This window comes from Rubritalea spongiae, from assembly GCF_042652385.1.
Classification (GTDB): domain Bacteria; phylum Verrucomicrobiota; class Verrucomicrobiia; order Verrucomicrobiales; family Akkermansiaceae; genus Rubritalea; species Rubritalea spongiae.
In genome coordinates this window covers 2861866-2882027 of sequence record NZ_JBHSJM010000001.1, presented here as the reverse complement: position 1 = coordinate 2882027, position 20162 = coordinate 2861866, and the positions used below count along the sequence as shown (strand labels likewise).

The 20162-nt window shown below is 47.6% G+C and carries 18 protein-coding genes and 1 rRNA gene; 7 read left to right on the top strand and 12 right to left on the bottom strand.

Annotated features, from left to right (window positions below):
* The first annotated feature begins 100 nt into the window (after nt 1-100).
* Nucleotides 101-229, top strand: a complete 129-nt coding sequence (locus ACFPK9_RS12745) for a hypothetical protein (RefSeq protein WP_377094844.1) — start codon at nt 101-103, stop codon at nt 227-229.
* Between the two features lie 96 nt (nt 230-325).
* On the opposite strand, the gene ACFPK9_RS12740 is transcribed toward ACFPK9_RS12745, so the two are convergent.
* Nucleotides 326-1856 (bottom strand): 16S ribosomal RNA (locus ACFPK9_RS12740).
* A gap of 566 nt (nt 1857-2422) precedes the next feature.
* Between ACFPK9_RS12740 and ACFPK9_RS12735 the strand changes: the two genes are divergently transcribed.
* On the top strand, nt 2423-3334 hold the full coding sequence (locus ACFPK9_RS12735) for a YihY/virulence factor BrkB family protein (protein ID WP_377095289.1): 912 nt from the start codon (nt 2423-2425) through the stop codon (nt 3332-3334).
* Here ACFPK9_RS12735 and proB read toward each other — a convergent pair.
* The 9 genes from proB to ACFPK9_RS12690 all read right to left on the bottom strand — a co-directional run bounded on the left by proB (nt 3294) and on the right by ACFPK9_RS12690 (nt 12503).
* Nucleotides 3294-4046: a glutamate 5-kinase gene (proB, locus tag ACFPK9_RS12730; RefSeq protein WP_377095288.1), complete on the bottom strand. Its 753-nt coding sequence runs from the start codon at nt 4044-4046 to the stop codon at nt 3294-3296. The genes ACFPK9_RS12735 and proB overlap by 41 nt on opposite strands.
* Nucleotides 4043-5749, bottom strand: coding sequence for a putative manganese-dependent inorganic diphosphatase (locus ACFPK9_RS12725; RefSeq protein WP_377095287.1), 1707 nt, complete (start codon nt 5747-5749; stop codon nt 4043-4045). Before ACFPK9_RS12725 ends, proB begins: the two co-directional genes overlap by 4 nt.
* Nucleotides 5750-5811: 62 nt before the next feature.
* A complete protein-coding gene (locus tag ACFPK9_RS12720; protein ID WP_377095286.1) occupies nt 5812-6432 on the bottom strand; it encodes a class I SAM-dependent methyltransferase in 621 nt (206 codons plus the stop codon).
* The gene (locus ACFPK9_RS12715) at nt 6420-7379 is read right to left on the bottom strand and encodes a hypothetical protein (RefSeq protein ID WP_377095285.1); all 960 of its coding nucleotides are present in this window, start codon (nt 7377-7379) and stop codon (nt 6420-6422) included. The genes ACFPK9_RS12720 and ACFPK9_RS12715 overlap by 13 nt, the downstream gene beginning before the upstream one ends.
* Nucleotides 7380-7405: 26 nt before the next feature.
* The gene (locus tag ACFPK9_RS12710) at nt 7406-7618 is read right to left on the bottom strand and encodes a hypothetical protein (protein WP_377095284.1); all 213 of its coding nucleotides are present in this window, start codon (nt 7616-7618) and stop codon (nt 7406-7408) included.
* A gap of 77 nt (nt 7619-7695) precedes the next feature.
* Nucleotides 7696-9393, bottom strand: a complete 1698-nt coding sequence (locus ACFPK9_RS12705; protein WP_377095283.1) for an ABC transporter permease — start codon at nt 9391-9393, stop codon at nt 7696-7698.
* Nucleotides 9383-10888 carry an ABC transporter substrate-binding protein gene (locus tag ACFPK9_RS12700; protein ID WP_377095282.1) on the bottom strand — a complete coding sequence of 502 codons (1506 nt, stop codon included), beginning with the start codon at nt 10886-10888 and terminating at the stop codon, nt 9383-9385. The genes ACFPK9_RS12705 and ACFPK9_RS12700 overlap by 11 nt, the downstream gene beginning before the upstream one ends.
* A gap of 6 nt (nt 10889-10894) precedes the next feature.
* On the bottom strand, nt 10895-11986 hold the full coding sequence (locus ACFPK9_RS12695) for an ABC transporter ATP-binding protein (protein WP_377095281.1): 1092 nt from the start codon (nt 11984-11986) through the stop codon (nt 10895-10897).
* A 61-nt stretch (nt 11987-12047) separates the two neighbouring features.
* Entirely contained in the window at nt 12048-12503 is a 456-nt protein-coding gene (locus ACFPK9_RS12690) for a deoxycytidylate deaminase (protein ID WP_377095280.1), read from the bottom strand.
* 123 nt (nt 12504-12626) lie between these two features.
* On the opposite strand from ACFPK9_RS12690, the gene ACFPK9_RS12685 reads away from it, so the two are divergent.
* The 4 genes from ACFPK9_RS12685 (at nt 12627) to tpiA (ending at nt 16790) form a co-directional block, all read left to right on the top strand.
* Nucleotides 12627-13463: a metallophosphoesterase gene (locus tag ACFPK9_RS12685; protein ID WP_377095279.1), complete on the top strand. Its 837-nt coding sequence runs from the start codon at nt 12627-12629 to the stop codon at nt 13461-13463.
* Between the two features lie 175 nt (nt 13464-13638).
* Nucleotides 13639-14646 (top strand): type I glyceraldehyde-3-phosphate dehydrogenase, encoded by a 1008-nt coding sequence (gene gap, locus ACFPK9_RS12680; protein ID WP_377096638.1) that lies wholly within the window; start codon nt 13639-13641, stop codon nt 14644-14646.
* A 103-nt stretch (nt 14647-14749) separates the two neighbouring features.
* Nucleotides 14750-15949, top strand: coding sequence for a phosphoglycerate kinase (locus tag ACFPK9_RS12675; protein WP_377095278.1), 1200 nt, complete (start codon nt 14750-14752; stop codon nt 15947-15949).
* Between the two features lie 79 nt (nt 15950-16028).
* Complete coding sequence (gene tpiA, locus ACFPK9_RS12670) at nt 16029-16790, top strand: triose-phosphate isomerase (RefSeq protein WP_377095277.1); 762 nt, start codon at nt 16029-16031, stop codon at nt 16788-16790.
* Nucleotides 16791-16891: 101 nt separating this feature from the next.
* Here the strand turns inward: tpiA and ACFPK9_RS12665 are convergent, their stop codons facing one another.
* Nucleotides 16892-17950 carry an IS4 family transposase gene (locus tag ACFPK9_RS12665; RefSeq protein WP_377092544.1) on the bottom strand — a complete coding sequence of 353 codons (1059 nt, stop codon included), beginning with the start codon at nt 17948-17950 and terminating at the stop codon, nt 16892-16894.
* A 133-nt stretch (nt 17951-18083) separates the two neighbouring features.
* Between ACFPK9_RS12665 and ACFPK9_RS12660 the strand changes: the two genes are divergently transcribed.
* The gene (locus tag ACFPK9_RS12660) at nt 18084-18977 is read left to right on the top strand and encodes a glycoside hydrolase family 191 protein (RefSeq protein WP_377095276.1); all 894 of its coding nucleotides are present in this window, start codon (nt 18084-18086) and stop codon (nt 18975-18977) included.
* Nucleotides 18978-19026: 49 nt separating this feature from the next.
* On the opposite strand, the gene ACFPK9_RS12655 is transcribed toward ACFPK9_RS12660, so the two are convergent.
* A complete protein-coding gene (locus tag ACFPK9_RS12655; RefSeq protein ID WP_377095275.1) occupies nt 19027-20100 on the bottom strand; it encodes an alkene reductase in 1074 nt (357 codons plus the stop codon).
* Nucleotides 20101-20162: the final 62 nt, after the last annotated feature.

The following is a 20162-nucleotide window of genomic DNA, read 5'->3' as shown; positions in this document are numbered from 1 at the left end:
TATTTTTAGAGTATCCCAACTCGCAAAAAGCTTTCTCATTTGTGATTAATTGCATTTTTGCAGTTAGGAAAAACTTTCAATCTATTCTTTAGAATAAATTGTGTTTCTCTATACAGATGTCAAAGAACGCTGTCAGTCAGCGATGCTTTTCCACATTCTCATGTTGAGAGAAAAAACTGAATTGTATGCTGCGGTTCGCATTGTCATTGCTGACTTTGCGGACGCTTAATTGTAACGTGCAGATCATTTCTTAACTGCAGGCAATTGATTAAGTTCATCCTAATCTTTAGCCTTCGACCTATGCCTTCCGGCATTTGCTCCATAGAAAGGAGGTGATCCAGCCGCAGGTTCCCCTACGGCTACCTTGTTACGACTTCATCCCAGTTACCAACTACACCTTAGGGCCCTGCCAATGTTGGCGCAGACACTTCGGGTGCGATCGGCTTCCATGATGTGACGGGCGGTGTGTACAAGACCCGGGAACGTATTCACGGCACCGTAGCTGATGTGCCATTACTAGCGATTCCAACTTCATGGAGGCGAGTTGCAGCCTCCAATCCGAACTGAGCCCAGTTTTGTAGATTTCCTCCACCTCGCGGTCTCGGTTCTCATTGTACTGGGCATTGTAGTACGTGTGCAGCCCTAGGCGTAAGGGCCATACTGACCTGACGTCATCCCCACCTTCCTCCCAGTTGATCTGGGCAGTCTGGCTAGAGTTCTCAACTTAATGTTAGTAACTAACCACAGGGGTTGCGCTCGTTGCCGGACTTAACCGAACATCTCACGACACGAGCTGACGACGGCCATGCAGCACCTGTGTAAGGTCCCCGAAGGGTCACAGCCTTTCAACTGCTTAGCAATACATGTCAAGCCTAGGTAAGGTTCTTCGCGTTGCATCGAATTAAGCCACATACTCCACCGCTTGTGCGGGTCCCCGTCAATTTCTTTGAGTTTTAGTCTTGCGACCGTACTCCCCAGGCGGTGCGCTTAACGCGTTAGCTCCGGCACAGATGGGGTCGAACCCACCTACACCAAGCGCACATCGTTTACTGCTAGGACTACAGGGGTATCTAATCCCTTTCGCTACCCTAGCCTTCGAGCCTCAGCGTCAGTAAATGTCCAGTAAGCTGCCTTCGCCGTTGGTCTTCCTCTCAATATCTACGCATTTCACTGCTACACTGAGAATTCCACTTACCCCTCCATTACTCTAGCGCGGCAGTATCGGATGCAGTTTCAAGGTTGAGCCTTGAGATTTCACATCTGACTTACCGCGCAGCCTACGCTCCCTTTACGCCCAGTGATTCCGAATAACGCTCGGGACCTTCGTATTACCGCGGCTGCTGGCACGAAGTTAGCCGTCCCTTCCTCTTAGCATACTATCAAACATACTAGCTATTAACTAATATGCCTTACTCTGCTATGACAGGAGTTTACGACCCTAGGGCCTTCATCCTCCACGCGGCGTTGCACCATCAGGGTTGCCCCCATTGTGAATGATTCTCGACTGCTGCCACCCGTAGGTGTCTGGACCGTGTCTCAGTTCCAGTGTTGCTGATCGTCCTCTCAGACCAACTACCCGTCGTCGCCTTGGTGAGCCTTTACCTCACCAACTAGCTGATAGGACGCGAGCCTATCTCAAAGCACTAGCCCGAAGGCCAGCTTTACTCCGAAGAGCACATGCGGTATTAAACCCAGTTTCCCAGGACTATCCCCCTCTTTGAGGCAAGTTGCTCACGCGTTACTAACCCGTCCGCCACTAAGAGATCATTAGTAAACTAAATCTCTCTTCGTTCGACTTGCATGTCTTATCCACGCCGCCAGCGTTCATTCTGAGCCAGAATCAAACTCTCCGTATATTTTTTACATCTTTCGATGGAGTGTCTTGCGACACTCACTTTAAAACGGTTGGCGTATATATTTGCGTTTAAAAATAAATACTAAATTGACAAGTGCGATTGAAAACCCGTTTAAGATCTCCAATCTTGCCTGCGTCAGATTTTCATCTACCGCAGCGCACAATTCAGTCTTTCCTCTTCCACTTAGTTAAACCTTCCAGAGCGAACTCTGCATTTTAACCAAGCCATGTAATGTGTAAAAGATCTCGTTCAGCAGGAACTACTTAACTTGTGAAACCGTGTTTCAAATCAACTTAGTTAATTCCTTGCTGCGCTCCCCTTAGTGGGTGAGGCGGGGCGCAATCTACATATTCCATGACTCCGCGCAAGCTCTTTTCGCATCTTTTTTAAACTCTCTCCCACCCCCTCTCCGCAAGACATTAATACAACAACATTTATAGACTAAAGACTCTTTTAGGAATTTGTAGATAACCACTCCACCGCATGCCCGTAGCGTGCTCATTTCTAAACCAAAACTGAAAATATTTAAGCATTTCACCCCAAATTAGATCTGTTAGCATGAAGTAATGAGGCAGTTCAGGGACATTTTGCTAGTATGGGGTAGGCGCTTCACCACCGCTGGCTACTATTGGTGGAAGAGCAAACATGCGAATGAAGCCGCAGCCTTAGCCTTTTACTCACTCTTTTCTCTGATACCGATGCTACTCATAGGCCTTTTCGTAGCTTCTTGGATTGTTGGTAAAGACATAGCAACTCAAAGCTTATTGGAACAAACCAACAAGATGACTGGTTTTAGTACTAGCGATTATCTCAAACAAGCTCTCACTAGCGATCTAAACTGGGTCGACAGCAAATACCCACCCTTAATAGGCGGCCTAGTTCTGGCCTTCTCCGCAACCAAAGTTGTCAGCGAACTCAGACGAGCACTAAGTAACATCTTCGGCAACCCTCAATACGAGAAAAAGCGGCAAGCCGCACTATCCATCCTCATCGGGCGAGCGATTTCATTAATGGTCATTTTAGCTCTAGGCTTAGCTTTAGCTCTCTCAGTAATGCTAACATCGATCCTCAATCAGCTAACCGCATTATTCACTGAAACTCCGTACATCCACATACTCATACAATTTTTAAGCCCGTTCACCACCATCGCCGGCACATTATTCCTTGGAACCATAGTGATGCGCTGGCTACCCAAGCGACCACCTGGGCTCAAAGAGGCTTTCCTTGGATCGATTGTATTTTCAAGCCTACTTGTACTCTTAAAATACGGCCTAACTATCTTCCTCCAACACGCAAACATTTCAAATGTCTTTGGAGGCGCCTTAACTTTAGTACTTTTGTTGCTGTGGATTTACTTCGTGATGCAGGTCATTCTCTACAGCGCCGAATTTACAGCAATTCTCGTCCGTGAAAGACTAGAAAAGAATAGCGAGGATACTACGGATGAAACCGAGTACACAGACCCGATCCCTGAGTAATTTCTAACAAGCGCTCTGGATGCTTTCCGTGAGCGATCACTGTTGGAACTCCTGAATCGAGAGCCACCTTCACAGCCTTAAGCTTCGAAGCCATACCACCAATCGAGAATTTACCTTTGTCAGCTCTAATAAAGCCTAACACATCCTCAAGATTCTCGACGTCACTAATCACCTCATTGGAACTAGGAGCGTATAGACCATCGATATTTGACAATAAAATGAGTTGAGATGCTCCGATCAATTCAGCAACTCGCGCTGAAAGCATATCGTTATCTCCCATACTCAATTCCTCTACTGCCACAGAGTCATTTTCATTGATAATTGGTACAATTTGCGGAGCTTCAGCAAGACGGCCTAGAGTATCTTGAACACGACCTAGGCGAGCAGGATCCCGGAAATCATCAGCAGTGAGTAATAGCTGAGCGACACTCAACTCAAAGTTATTAAAAAGACTCTCATAGGCATGCATCAATCGAGTCTGACCCACCGCAGCACATGCCTGGCGTGTGCGAACATCCGCAGGGTAATCACTTAGACCTAGCTGGGAAATTCCAGCTCCTACTGCGCCACTAGACACTAGCACACAAGGAACACCAGATTTAACCAGATCCGCGACAGCTGTCACCAACCGCGCCAAGGCGGCCCGATCTAACAGGCCATCGCTTTCACGAGTAAGAACCCCTGTACCGATTTTAATGACAATCTTGCTCATACAGTTTCGAGTGAAGTAGCAGCCGCATCATGGATAGCTTCCGCCACTGCAGGGAAAATTTGCTTCTTACGACTCACTACACCTTCAGCATCGAAGAGATTAGAGCCACACGCATCAAACGACAGTGCATCGATAATAGTTTGTTCCCCAACAGCCACAATTTTACTAAAATGCTTAGTGATGTCAGTCACCGCGAGCAATGCTAGGTCATAACCTTTTTGCTCCAAAAGATTCTGAAGGCCTGTTTGCATCTCTCCCACACGATCTTCAAACGTGTCGAGCCCCATCTCTTCTACTTGAGAAATACTCACAAACTTGCTCCCCTCCTTAAACTCTTTGCGATCAGTACCGATCAACTCTTCAACACTTCCTTTTAAAAGGAGTGAGCCAGAGGCGAAAAAGTCATGAGTGAACTGAGCTGCATCTACACCAGCAATATCAGTCAACCAAGCTAACATTTCACCGTCGAGCTCCGTGGTAGTAGGTGATGTCAAATTCAGTGTGTCAGAAATGAGTCCAGCACAGAGACACATCGCCACACCTTTAGAGAGTTCAATTTTATGATCTCTAAACTTGCGAGCAACTAATGTTGAAGAAGAACCTACTGGCTCATTAAGAAAGCGAATTGGCTCACGAGACATGATATCTCCACCCAGTCTATGGTGATCAACCACCTCCACAACTTTCGCCTCTTCTACTCCTTTCACCGCTTGAGCGTATTCGTTGTGATCCACTAAAACCAGCTTTGTCGATGGAGGATCAACTAGAGCTGACTTACGAAATACTCCAACTAATTTGCGCGTTCCCTTAATCACGACAGGGAACAGATCTTGTGGAGCTGCACTTAGGCGTTTGCGAATATCTGATACTGCATCTTCTGCATTCACACAGAGGAAATCCTCGCCAAGCGCGTTCTTGACTGAGCGAGAACAACGCACGAGCTGCACTGTGGTAGCTGTATCATACTTCGAGCGAATAATTGCCACACCCTTATCTTTCGCAGCTTCAATTAAGCTATCAGAAACATCAAAACCACCAGTAACAATCAGCACACGCACTCCACTGCGCACCGCCGCAGCGTGAATATCTTCACGATCACCACAAATCACCACCTGCTTATTCGCCAGTCCCTTTTTCTCAGAAGACTCTATACTTTCGATAACAGAACTCTGGCTGGAAGCTCCAACAAACATGACGAGATCCTCTTCTTCATCGCTCAACTCACCAGCTACCGACTGCCCGCGTAATGTCTCTGTAATTCGTTGTAATGAGGAGTGCACGGACTTCACTCCTGCGCGCGTCTCGATCGCAACAGGCATGAGCAATTGCATTAAATCGGTAAATCGTAAAATCCCACGGATCTCACCTTCAGCACTCACCACTGGAATAGACTTCACCTCAGATTTCTGCATCGCTCGATACACTGAAAAGAAAGTATCCTCTTCTGACACTGAAACATAATCTTTATCACAAATGAGCTCCGCAGTCGTTCGAACATCAGTAACAAGACTAGGAGTCTCCATACCAGCCTTCTCTAACACCCATGCTACGCGCGACGGAACATCGCCACAGCGAATTGCGACAGCATCTAAGCTCTCAGCTCTCCTAAGATATTCAGCTTGGCCGATAGCTGCACAGATAGCGTCAGTATCTGGATTAAGGTGCCCGATGACGTATGTGGGGTGTTGGCTTTTCAGAGTCATGTGTAAATTAATTTTAGGGCGTTAAGCTCAACAGATTTTAGGCGCATTGCAATAGCGAGTTACTAGATCTTCCAAATCTGGGAGTAAATCCATCCCTTAGACCATGATTGTTCGCAACTTATCTCAGCCCCTTTCTTCGTAAAAGCTGTGTCATCTCGAGACACCTCCCACATCGGCTGTCCTGCAATCACACAAAAAAAACACTGCATCAGCCACATCATAACACGTTCCCTCTTCCCCCCTTCATAGCAGAAATCACTCACCACAACACTCGCTCCTGGCTTTACTTTTTGAATCAACAAATCAGCTACTCTTGGCCTAACACTGGGCTCAAAAGTATCTAATACGAAATGTGCCACCACCAAGTCGTACTCACCTCCACCCCAATCTTCTATTCTCGATTGATGCCAGCTCACACGAGAGTCAGCCTCCACCCGACTCTGGGCCACTGCGACCATCGACGCGCTTGGCTCTACGTAGTCGACTCGGATACGTCCATAGCGGCCTATCAGTTCACGCAAAAAGCGCCCATCACCCCCACCAACAATAAGCACCTTACTGTCCTCTACCAGATGCAAATTATTAAGACACCACAACCGCACATTCTCTAACTTTCTAGCGAACACAATACGCTCAATCGCACAATAAAGCTTCGCTACCCTCGAGTAGTCTATACCAGCCACAACACCAATGGAGCTGGCAGAATCAAAGCTAAATCAGCCATGACTCTCAATGCATCTAGAGAGAACCGGGAACGCCTCCGATTTATAAACTGTAAAAGAGCTCCTGAAGCCATCACCGCATAACAAAGCGGTGCACTGTAATCATCCACCCAAAATGCAGCAGCCAATACGCTACCCACGATAAGAGCCATCAAACCAATGGTTAAAGATAGCTCACTTTCCTGCTTCACCAAGATATCGTCAGAACGCCTCGAGCGCTCCCACAGGTCGATCGCATTAATATTCATCACACACAGCAAGGCAAATAAAAGGACATGCACTGATAATAAAACCTGATGCAAGCTCGCAAATACCATCCCTAGCAATTGCGCAATCGATACAAAAAATGCAGTAACAAAGGAACCTCCTCCCGCCCCAGCTACTCGAACAAATGGCTCTACCACGTCCGACACGACAATCGGTAAAGGTTCAGAAGCCACCGCTATTGGAGCTGCCACCCCAAAAGCAAAAGTCATCCCAGCAATAAAATTTTTCCAATAGGCAACGTCCCCTCGATCAAAAACCGAAACGAAACAATAGAGCACCACCAACAGTCCTCCAACAATCCCAATGGTCAATAAATCCATCGAGAGAATAAAAAGAGAAGCGTAACTACAATAAGCTACCACTATCCCCACTAGCACCAATAACACCCAACGACTTTGCCAATGGAATCGGTGCCGCCACGGCATTTCACCATCTAACTCATGCTTCCCGCGCTTAACATCGCGAATTCTATCTAAGACATAGACACACCAAACTGCGCCTGCCAGTACAATATAGGAAGATGACTCCACGTACTGAACCCGCGTAGAGCGCGCCAACATCCACATCCAGACTAATGCCACCAAAGGAGCGTCTAGGCTCAGTAAATTTGGCAACATCCAGGCTGGAGGGCGCTTAGTCATAACAAGTTCTCCTCCTGCTGAAGGAATTAGTGAGTATGCTCTTCATCCTTATGATCATGGTCATGATCGTGACTATGATCATCGTGTGCCGCATCAGAGTGGCCGTGCCCATGGTCGTCGTGCCCGTGCTCATCATGAGATTCATAAAGCTTCTGAGTTTTATCCCAGTCGTGCTTTTCACAAGAAGAGATGCCTACGAATGCTGCGACAACGCCTGCGCTTAAAATAAAAGATTTCATTACGGCCAGAATCCATACCCCGTATCCAACGGAAATCAAGCCATCAATATGCAAATGCCTTAACAAGCCTGTCAGAATCAGAACCTAAAGAGACTTCCCCCTCGTCTACCAACTAAAACAAAGGCCCCTCCAATGGCGACACCAAGGAAAATCATCGCCCAGACTCCTAATGCTGAAGCAATTTCATGCCCATTACCCAAGGTACTCAACAGAGCGTAAATCGCTTTAGTCACTGGAAAATGCTCGACCTGCTGCGCCAAAATCAAACTGTCAGACACCTCCAACATCGCAAACGCAAACGCCAGAATCGAACCTGCGATCAAACTAGACCCAATGAGAGGCAAGCCAATACGCCAAAACGCACGTGATGGAGACGCCCCAACTGTATGCGCAGCCTCCTCAAGCTCTACGCTACTCTGCTCCAGCCCCGCTACTGCCGCTCTCACAACAAATGGTAAACGCCTCACTCCATAGGCAACAATCAACAGCATCGCTGGATTACCATTAGCTCCCACCAAAAAGCTAAACAAACCATCACCTTCACTCATTGAAAGATAACCAAAGGCTAAAACCAAGCCCGGCACAGCCAGAGGCAACATCATCAAACCATCAAGCAAGCTCCGTCCCCACAATTTACTTCGCACCACAACCCACGCTATTCCCACACCTAATACTAAATCTAACAATGTTGCACCAGTGGCATAGAACAAACTGTTACGTATAGAACCGACAACTAACGGATGCCCTAAGCCATCACTATAGTGAGCCAGAGTCAGAGACTCAGGCAATATCGTCCCATACCAGTCAGTGGAAGTTGAAAGAAACAACACCCCAAAATGGGGAATACAAGCGATCAAGAAAACTGCCACAAACCCCACAGACACACACCAACCTCTAAATCCACCTAAATCCTTTGCCGAGGAACTACCCTTAGGCTTAGTCGAATGTGACAGCTTATTTCGACCCAACAAAAGCTTTGAAAAAACGAATACAAAAACTGAAATCGTCAGCATTACTGCCACCAGCGCGTAAGGAATAGGGTTACTCCCTAGATCTTTGATTCCCTCATAAACTTGAACTGGAGCCACACGATTATAGTCAAATACCAAAGGCACTCCCAACTCAGTAAATGCCCAAATAAAGACAATCGCAGCTCCGGCAAAAATCCCCGGCATGCAGAGTGGTAGAGTAATTTTCTTAAAGCGCTTCCATGGCGAGGCACCTAAGTTCTGAGCCGCCTGCTCCATCGCTGGATCCAGATTCCCTAGCGCAGCTAGGATGTTCATATAAAGTATTGGATACAAATGCAGAGCATTCATCACCACGACGCCAAAAAACTTACCTTCACCTAACCAGTCGAATGGTTGAGCAGCCGACATCATCCCTAAATCTATCAAAAATGCATTGAGGGCACCCTCCACTCCTAGAATTTGACGCACCCCCACAGCCCCCACAAATGGCGGCAAAACTAGAGGTGCGAGTACTAACATACTCAACCACTTCTTGCCAGGGAAAGCCCAGCGATACGAAGCCAGCGCTAGCGGCAAAGCCACCAGAAAGGTAACTACTGTACTTACCACGCCGAGCGCAAGAGCGTTCCACAAGCCCTCTAGATACACTGGATTCGAAAATACAGCCCATAAGTAATCGATAGAAAACGCCCCATTCTCATCAAGAAACGCCTGCTTCATGACATCGGCCACAGGCATCAAGAAAAAGATCCCAAAAAACACAATGACACCCAAAGCGATGAGCACCGCACGGCTATTTTTCATTACTTACCTCCACCTCTAAATCTCTCGTTTCGCTGTACAATCTTCGGAACACACCAGTCATACGCTTCGACATCTCCACCACTTCTAGCTTTGACTCCGAGCGCAGCTGTCCCTGAATTTCCCCACGGGCTTTATCATAGGATGCATAAGACACATCGTGAAAATGCTCCCCAGCTCGCTTTGGAAAACCACTTCGCGCAAGCGACGCCCACGCTTCTTGTAGTTCGCTATGAGCATCAATACACATACTCTTAATGATCGTTCGCAGAGAGTCAAAAACCGGCCCAGTAATATCTCCTTGGTAGACAAACAATGGCGCTTCTTTAAATGGATCGATCGGGTCTGAGAAATCTTTTAAATTCTTCGCAGTGTAGACAGCTGGTCGGATAGGCAACCTCCTCAAACTCCTGCACTCGGGGCCATTTTCAGTCCCCACTTTCTTATTCCACAGAACTTGCCCTTCCTCTGTTAATAAGAATTCCACAAAGCCCTGTGCTAAAGTTTTGTTCGGCGCTTCACGAAATACTGCCACCGGGTCTACCCCTATAGAAGTCCCTCCAGATGGAGCTACCCATTGAAGCCGCGAACTGCCATCCGCTTTCTTTAACTTCTCATGATACGTCCTCCCATAAAAATCAATACACATACCTGCCACAGCATCCCCCTGGGCAACATCATGAGGAATTTTCGCTGCTGAATCTGTAAAATAACGAGCATTAGCAGCGATCTTTTGGATCAAATTGAGCCCCTCTGCCCATCCTATGCGGATCGACCTCAACCTTCTCATGCTCTCAGTCTCGCCTGGTTCACGCTTGGTCCGGGCTAAAGCCAGCTGAATTTTTTGTTGCACTAGCATCTCAAAAGCACGAGCAACTGAGCCGCTTTTCGTAGGATCAGCTAGAGCTATTTTTCCAAAATATTTAGGGTCGCCGAGATCATCCCAACTCGCAGGAGGATCGACACCAATGCGTTTCAAACCATCTACATTATAGCAGATCCCAAACTGAGCGACACACACACCTACCCAGTACTGCTCGTCATCATAAAATGCCTCACCTGTATACTGCTTAGGAATTCCATGTTCACCCTCAAACCATTGCGACTGCTTCGTAAACACCTCTAACTTCTCAAACCGACCTGCCTGAGCCATCTTTTCATAAATAAATTCCCCACCCCCAAAAAATACATCCAACCCAACACCTTCCCCCTCAGTCGCAGCATCAAACTTACGGTCTAATACCATCCGAATTTCTGAGGAACCACCCGGCGTGCGCCAATCTATATACACACTCTTCCCCGTCTTTTGCTTCCAGTAACGATTAAATGCTACACCAAACTCACTGCGAATCGTCTCATTATGTGGAGTCATCACCACTAAGACTTCATCAGCTTTTGAACGGCTAACAGCTTCGGGACGTTGTAAAACCAACGGAGCAATCGCCACAATCAGTAATACCCCCACAACCCAAAGCCGTTTATTCCAGTACTTCTTCATCTGTTGTTAAGGCTTCAACATTACGACATCCTGCTGTCGTGCCGTAAGAGCTATGCGCTCATTAGGTTCACGTAAAAGCCGTGGATTCAGCTCTGACACTTGCAAATACAAGCCATCGTCACTTTGCACTAAGTATTGAATAGTCGCACCTTGATACACTCTCTCAACTACCTGACCATGAATCTGATTGATCACATCTCCACTATCATCAAAACGTAACGCTTCAGGCCGTATCGCAATAGCGACAAAATCACCAACATCTGGCTTCCACCCAGGTTCAGTAACAAAACCTTGGAAAATTTCACCCGCTCGAGAAACTACCCTCACCACATAACCACCAGCGTCATCGCGCACGATCCAATCCACTTTACCACTGAGAAAATTCACTTCTCCCATAAACTGAGCAACGTGTTTGCTACGTGGCGCCCGGTAAACCTCTTCAGGAGTGCCAACCTGAGCAATATGCCCATCCCGCATAATCCCAATTTTGTCAGCCACCGAAAGTGCCTCCTCTTGATCATGCGTCACGTAAATAGCCGTCAGTCCAAACTCTTTCACAATACGACGAATCTCAGTCCGCATTTCCAATCGTAACTGAGCATCTAGATTTGAAAGCGGCTCATCTAACAGTAAACACTTAGGTCTAACAACAAGTGCCCTAGCGAGCGCGACCCTCTGTTGCTGGCCGCCGGAAAGTGAGTCTACTCGACGATCTTCATAACCATCGAGGTGCACACCTTTCAAAGCTTCGAGCGTACGATCGACCAACTCATCGCCATCCACTCCACGTTCCTCTAACCCAAACGCCACATTTTCACCTACTGACATGTGTGGCCATAGAGCATAAGACTGAAAAACCATTGCCGCTTCACGTTTATGCGTAGGGACCTGAGTCACATCGCGATCACCGAAATAAATAGTTCCTGCGTCTGGTTCCTCGAGCCCTGCTATAGTTCTGAGTAAAGTCGTTTTGCCGCAACCACTAGAGCCTAACAAAAAGAACAATTCACCTCCTCCAACATGCAGGTTCACACTATCTAACACCACAGCATCCTTGCTATAGCTTTTCTTCACCCCATCTATCTGAATTGCATCCATCGCTTCGAGCTCATACTTCCCATATACAGAGGGGAATGCAAGGAGAGATCTATCTGTTACGTTATTGCTCCAATGCCTGCAAGGGGTAATCCGAAACTTGCTCAAGTTTGATGCCGTACACCTTTGCTATTTCTGGCGCATCTGACTTCTTATAAACATCTCGATAATAAATCTCTTTCACCCCATAAGCGCACAATGTTTGCATACATGCAGTGCAAGGCATAGTTGTCGTAGCAATTACCTTGGCCTCACCTCTTTTAAAAAGACTGCACAAGTTCACCTCAGCATGAAGCATGAACTTCTGACGCCCCTCTCTATCATCCCAAAAACCAAATGGAGCATCAAAGCCTGGCGCAAGTCCGTTATACGCTGTTCCAATCACGCGGTTATCAAAATCAAGTGCCGCGGCTCCCACCTTACGAAATGGATCTTCACTCCGCAAACTCGCTACATGAGCTAAAGCCATTGCATACTGAGGAATAGAAAGTCGTTCGCTGCTCATGTCGGCATAGAACATGGTGCGACAAAATCTCTCAACACTTTTCTGCAAGCGCACTCATTACGATATACGATCACGATCACCCTACTTTTTTCACATTGGCTTCATCCCCACTTCAACTTAGCATAAAAACTAGCTCGCATGTTCTCACGTAGAAAATCTCTTAAACTCCTTCTCGCAGCCACTCCAGTTGCCGCATGTGCCCACGCATTTCTTTTTGAGCCAAAACTGCTCAGCATCACTCGAAGAGAAATCATCATTCCCTCACTCCCCCCTGAGTTCGATGGATTCACGATCGCTCAGCTCAGTGACTTTCATTTCAAACCAGGAACTGACAACCACCTTATGGAAGAAGTTGTCTCCTCGGTTAACCAAAAAAAGGTAGACTTGATAGCTCTCACTGGAGATTACGTAACCGATGATAGCGAAGTCATCTTCCCCTTGTTAGAATATATAAATCGCCTGCAAGCTAAACACGGAATCTATGCCACTCTGGGCAATCACGATGGCTGGAGTAATCAAAGAACCTTCTACAAACGCCTCTTCGAAAAATCTAACATCCCATTTTTAATCAATCAAAATACAGAACTCTCGATCAATGGAGAATCCATCTTCATTGCAGGTACAGACTACGTCTGGGACGGTCAGCCAGATGCGAAGCAAACACTCAAAGGCATTCACAAAGACGCCACCGTATTAGCACTAGTCCACGAACCAGACTACTTCGATACCATGCGCTCCCTCAGGAAAATCGACATCCAGCTCTCAGGTCACACCCACGGAGGTCAATGCCGAGTCCCTTTCATCGGCTACGCTCCAGTAAAAGTGCGATACGGAGAAAACTATGTGTATGACCATTTTGAAAGGGACGGCTCCCAGCTCTTTGTCTCTCGAGGAGTTGGCACCTCTGGCCTCCGCGTGCGCTTTGCCTGCCCTCCAGAGCTCGCTATTTTAACTTTACGAAGTGCAGAAAGCTAAAGAAAATCGAAGCTAACTCCCTCGTGAAATCCATTCATTTAGCTGAGTCCAGCCTTTCACTAAGGCTAGTATTGACGGATTATATTTCTCCTCCATAATCCGCTGCGCACCCAGTGCGACTGAATAAAATAGCGCCTCATCCGAGGTGAAATTTCAGATTTCAACACATAATACAATTATGGCCAATTACGCAATTAACGGTTTCGGACGTATCGGACGTAACGTCCTTCGCTCACTCATCGAAAAAGGTGAACTTGAAAAGGTCGTCGCGATCAACGACCTCACTGACAACAAGACTCTCGCACACCTTCTTAAGTACGACTCATCACAAGGCAAGCTCGACGCAGAAATTTCCTATGACGAAGAAAACATCATCGTCAACGGTCACAAGATCAAAGCTACTGCACAACGCGACCCTGAGCTACTTCCATGGAAAGAGCTCGGCGTAGACGTCGTTCTCGAATCCACTGGTTTCTTCGCTTCCCAAGAAGGTGGCCAGAAGCACATCACAGCCGGTGCTAAAAAAGTTCTTATCTCCGCACCAGCAGCTGGTCCTGACCTTACAATGTGTATCGGCATCAACGATCACGAGTACGACGCAGCTAAACACCACATCGTATCTAACGCATCCTGCACAACAAACTGTCTTGCACCACTCGTTAAGGTTCTTAACGACAAGTGGGGAGTTGTTCGCGGCGTGATGGCTACTATCCACTCCTATACGAACGATCAGCGCATCCTCGACCTTCCACACAGCGATCTCCGCCGTGCACGCGCAGCTGCAGTGAACATCATTCCTTCCTCCACAGGAGCAGCTAAGGCAATCGGTCTTGTGATCCCTGAACTTCAAGGCAAGCTCACAGGTAACTCCTACCGCGTGCCTACACCTACTGGTTCCCTCACTGACTTTGTTGCTGAGCTTAAAGCTGACGTAACTGTTGAAGAAGTAAACGCAGCATTCAAAGAAGCTGCTGAAGGCCCTATGAAGGGTGTACTCGAGTACTCTGAAGATCCACTCGTTCTTCAAGACATCGTTTCTAACCCACACAGCTCTATCTTCGACGCAGGCTGCACCATGATCATTGAAGGTAACATGATCAAAGTTGCTTCTTGGTATGACAACGAGTGGGGTTACTCCAATCGTGCCGCTGAAGGCCTCGCAATGCTTGCTAAAGGTCTCTAATCTATCACTTTTGATGGAAATCATTTCCAACAGGGGAGGCTCTAACAGGTCTCCCCTGTTTTCTTTACTTCACCACTATTTTTAACCGATACATTTTCAAACTATGTCCAAACTAACCATCCGCGACATCGACGTTCAGGGCAAAGAAGTCCTCATGCGTGTAGACTTCAATGTCCCTCTCAACGATGAACTCGAGATCACTGACGAGACTCGTATCCTCGGTGCTCTCCCATCTATCAAGCACCTCCTCGATGGTGGCGCAAAACTCGTACTCTGTTCCCACCTCGGCCGCCCTAAGGGTGAGCCCCAAGAAAAATACTCACTCCGCCCAGTCGCCAAGCGCCTCTCTGAGCACCTCGGTGCTCCAGTCGCTTTTGCTGACGACACCGTGGGTGAGCACGCGGCGACTCTCCGTGCATCACTCGAAGCTGGCCAAGCAATGGTCCTTGAGAACACACGCTTCGACAACCGCGAGACAGCAAATGACGCTGAATTCGCCAAAGCTCTCGCAGGAAATGCTGAAATCTTCGTCAACGACGCATTCGGCACCGCTCACCGCGCTCACGCATCCACCGAAGGAGTCACACACTTCGTCGAAAAATCCGTTTCTGGCTTCCTCATCGAAAAAGAACTCGAGTTCCTTCAAGTAAAACTCGAAAGCCCAGCAAAGCCGTTCCTTGCAATCATGGGTGGCGCTAAAGTTTCCGACAAAATCCAAGTTATCAAGTCCATGATGGATAAGGCTGACGAGTTCATCATCGGTGGCGCTATGGCATACACATTCCGTCTCGCTCAAGGCTACAAAGTCGGTGATTCACTCGTGGAACCTGACTTCGTAGAACTCGCAAAAGAAATTCTCGCCCAAGCTGAAGCAAAGGGCATCAAATTCCACCTCCCTGCTGACACACGCGTCACCCAAGAATTCAGCCCGACTGCTGAAACAAAAGTGACTGCACCATACGCAGACGGTGGCGGCATCGAAGACGGCTGGGAAGGTATCGACATCGGTGATGTTGCAATCCCACAGTTTGAAGAAGTCGTTGCTCGTGCGGGCACCATCCTTTGGAACGGCCCAATGGGCGTATTCGAAATGGACAACTTCGCAGCAGGCACCAAAGCTCTCACAGCAGCAGTAGCTAAAGCTGACGCGCTCACCATCGTTGGTGGTGGCGACTCCGTAACTGCGGCGAATAAGTTTGCCAACCCAGCTGACTTTAGCTTCCTCTCCACTGGAGGCGGCGCATCACTCGAACTTCTCGAAGGCAAGACCCTTCCTGGCGTAGCAGCACTCACAAATAAATAACTTAAAAGGGGCTACCAACCTCTTTGTAACAATTTCAAAACCTCCAGACCTAACACTCTAACAAACACTAACTAATATCATGTCACGTAATCTCATCGTTGCAGCAAACTGGAAGCTGAACAAAGGCCCAGCAGAAGCAGCAGCATTCCTCGACGCATTCGTTCCTAAAGTAGAAGCATTTACAGGCTCCGCCCAGATCGTCATCGCAGCTCCATTCGTTACCATTCCATCAGTCGTTGCCAAACTTGCAGGCAACAGTCGCATCGCAGTAGCAGCGCAAAACTGCTCCGAGCAAGAGTCCGGTGCATTCACTGGCGAAATCAGCACAGCAATGCTCAAAGAAGTTGGCGTTCAGTACATCATCACCGGCCACTCCGAACGCCGCTCCATCTATGGTGAAAGCGATGCAGTCATCAACGCTAAGAACAAAAAGATCCTCGCAGAAGGCCTTAAGCCGATCTTCTGTATCGGTGAAACTCTCGAAGAACGCGAAGGCGGCAAGCTCGAGTCCGTTCTCCGCACACAGATCACTGAAGGACTCAAAGACATCGCTTCCCTCGAAGACGTAGTCATCGCTTACGAGCCCGTTTGGGCAATCGGCACAGGTGTCACAGCCTCCGCTGAGCAAGCACAAGACACACAGAAGTACGTCCGCTCCGTGATTGCTGACCTCTATGATCAGTCCACTGCAGACGCAGTACAGATCCAATACGGTGGTTCCGTAAAGCCAGGCAATGCTGGTGAACTCCTCGGCCAAGCAGACATCGACGGCGCACTCGTCGGCGGTGCAGCCCTCGAAGCAGACAGCTTCTTCGGCATCCTCGAGAACTCTGCTTCTTAAGCATAGAAAGCCGAGCAACCGCTCAGCAATCCAATCATTTTAGCCTCGCTCACCCCAGAGCGAGGCTTTTTCATTTATCAGCTTTTCTAAATAGGAACACACTACACGACAATTTTTTTGGGAAAAGCTCCATTATCAATCCATCCTAAAAACTGATTCCACAGTTGCTCTAAGCGTTTGGGGTGATTGAGCATTTCAATCACATGCTCGAGGCCAGCCCTGAAGTAACTCTTGCGTTTTATATAAGCAGGCAGGGTTTTGTTATGCTTCAAAATGACTCCCCAACTAAAACAGAAGAAGAAGCTTAGGGTGACCACGGCTACTAGTGTGTCGACTCTTTTTGCTTCCCTTAGATGAGTGTCTTCTATGTTGAGCCCTTTCTTTTTGAAGTGACCAAAGAGTACTTCAATACCCCAGCGACGCTGATAGGCGTTCAGAGCTTTCTTACTTTTGAAACGGTTACTCACGACGTAAAGCGTTTGGGTACGTTGTGTTCGAACTTCTTTTTTACCAAAATAGAGATTCATTCCCCAGATACTTTGGCGTTCTACCCGCGAGCGTTTACACTCCATAGCGAGTAGATCACCAACAATGGTATTTGCTTTGATTCGCAACACAAAAGTAACTTCCTTCTTGTCTAACCAAGCAAGCCACCTCTTCCCGTGGAATTCGCGATCCATAGCAATGAAGTAAATGTCCTTGGCAGGCAGAACTTCGAGAAGTTTACTCATTAGCCCAATGCGTAGCTTTGTGTTGGAGTTCCCTCGTTTGGAAGTCTGTGGTAAGGTTTGCCAAACGAGAGGAACAGCTATTTTTCCCACAATCACTCCGATAGTTAGGATGTTGATGTGAGTTTTACCGAACTGCCAATTGGTTCGATCAATACTCAAAATATAGCCATCCTTAGGTTTAGGGATTTTTCCCAAAATGAGTTGCGTGATAGCGAGCATGGGCAGTTCCCATGTGGCAAAGAACCTTTGGAACCGACGGTAACGACTACTTTGTGAGCACTCCATTTGGCTATCCGTGGCCAGCTTCACCAAATTGACAGATCGAGACTTTGTGATCGCAAAAATAATGTCAGCGAGACACTTGAGACGTGAAAGATTCCCTCCAACCTGCTGTCTCAGAGTTGTTAGTATAGAAATGTGTAAAGACATGCCTATTTTGCGGCATGGCACTTGTAGTCAAGGTTTTATCTAACAAGCAGTTGTGATTTTTTGTCGTGTAGTGTGAAATAGGAAATCAGACGCCATATATGAAAGTTGTTCCGATTACTCCCACGATCCAACAATGAAATTAACGATACTCTCAATCATCACCCATCTGTCCACAATTCCAGCAATGCTGGCCGCTGAGATAGCATGGAACAAAGTTGACAGTTGGGCCTATCAGCTTTGCAACTATACCAATGATACATTAGACGAAATCACTAGCTCCCAATTTGACCTAGTAGTGATTGACCTCTCTAGAAATGGCCAAAGTGATTTCTTTAAAAGGGCTGAAATCGAAGCCGTTCAACAATCCAACAAACTCGTACTCGCGTATTTTGAAATCGGCGCCATTGAACAATATCGCCCTGAGTGGAACGATGTGCCAAAGGATCTCAAAGCTGGCCGTGTCGCAAACTGGCCAAAGGAACAATATGTTAAATTCTGGGATGAACGTTGGTGGCCAATTGTCAGAAGTCGTATCGACCAAGCGTTAACAGCTGGTTTCAATGGAGCTTATCTCGACATGGTGACCACCTACGCAGAAATACCAAACACGGAACTGAAGGAAGAAGAACGAGCCCATAAAATGGTAGAACTTATCGAACGCATCAGCACATACGCCAAAACCAAAGATCCATCTTTCAAAATTGTCCCACAAAACTGCCCCGAACTCTACACTTGGTCCTATTCGGAACCCAAACTGAACCAAAAGTATATCAACGCCATCGATGGTCTAGGCTTAGAATCCGTATTTTTCATGGCCCATGACAGACCCGCCCAACATCAATGGAGCGTAGAAAATAGAAAAAACGCTATAGCTATTAAGGCGGCCAATAAACTTGTCCTCGGCGTTGACTACGCAAAAAAAGTAACTTCGATTAGACAAGCCTATCAAAAACAAAGAGCCCTAGGATTTATTCCTTATGTCAGCGTGGAAACTCTGGAAGTTCTTCAAATAAAAAACAGCTTTTGAGCCTATTATAAAAACATCTCCCTATCATCTAGATTAAAAAAATAAGACATCATTCAGCAAAAGGATAATCGGTATACCCTTCTGCCCCACCGCTGTAAAAGAGGTCAGCTCTAGGCTCGTTCAAGGGTAAATCTTTTGCGAAGCGATGCACTAAATCAGGGTTGGCAATAAACTGCTGACCCCAAGCTGCGCCATCAGCTTCCCCCTTCGCTATGAGGCCTGCGGCTGTGGCGGCATCCAATCCTTGATTGGCGATAAAAACACCTCCAAAGCGTTCTTTTAGTTTCGGTCCGAGTCGTGGCTCCTCTTGCGACTCGCGGGCGAAGATGAACGCGATGCCACGTTCCTTCATCGCATCGGCTACGTAACCAAAAGTCGCCTCCGGATCGGAGTCGCCCATGTCGTGAGCATCACAGCGTGGCGCTATGTGCAGGCCGACACGATCGGATCCCCATACAGATATAGCCGCATCCACTACTTCAAGCATGAGCCGTGCACGATTTTCAATCGGCCCGCCATATCCATCGCTCCGCTGATTAGTGGAATCCTGCAAAAATTGGTCGAGTAGATAGCCGTTGGCCCCATGCAGCTCGACCCCGTCGAAACCCGCGAGTTTGGCATTCTCAGCCCCTTTGCGATAAGCTTCTACGATGTCGGTAATCTCATCGATCTCCAGAGCACGGGGCGTTTCAAATGCTTTCTTTGGGCGCACTAGACTGACATGGCCATCGGCTGCGATCGCGCTCGGTGCCACTGGCTGCTTACCCTCTAAATATGTAGAATCCGAAATGCGTCCCACGTGCCAGAGCTGTAAGATAATCTTTCCACCTTTGGCGTGCACTGCCTCGGTGACTATCTTCCAGCCTGCAACTTGCTCGTCCGACCAAATGCCCGGCGTGTCAGGATAACCGACTCCCATCGGGTCCACCGAAGTCGCTTCGCTTATAATTAACCCAGCGCTAGCGCGCTGCGCATAATACTCTGCCATCATAGCATTCGGCACGCGACCTTTGCTAGCACGGCAACGGGTGAGTGGAGCCATGATAATACGATTAGCTAAGTCCCATGCTCCGATTTGGATCGGGCTAAGTAGAGTGGATTCAGAAGGCTGTTCAGTAGTCATAATCATTCTTTTGTTCTAGTTTCATCGAACAAGTCGACTCGTTATCTGTGAAGTCAATTAAT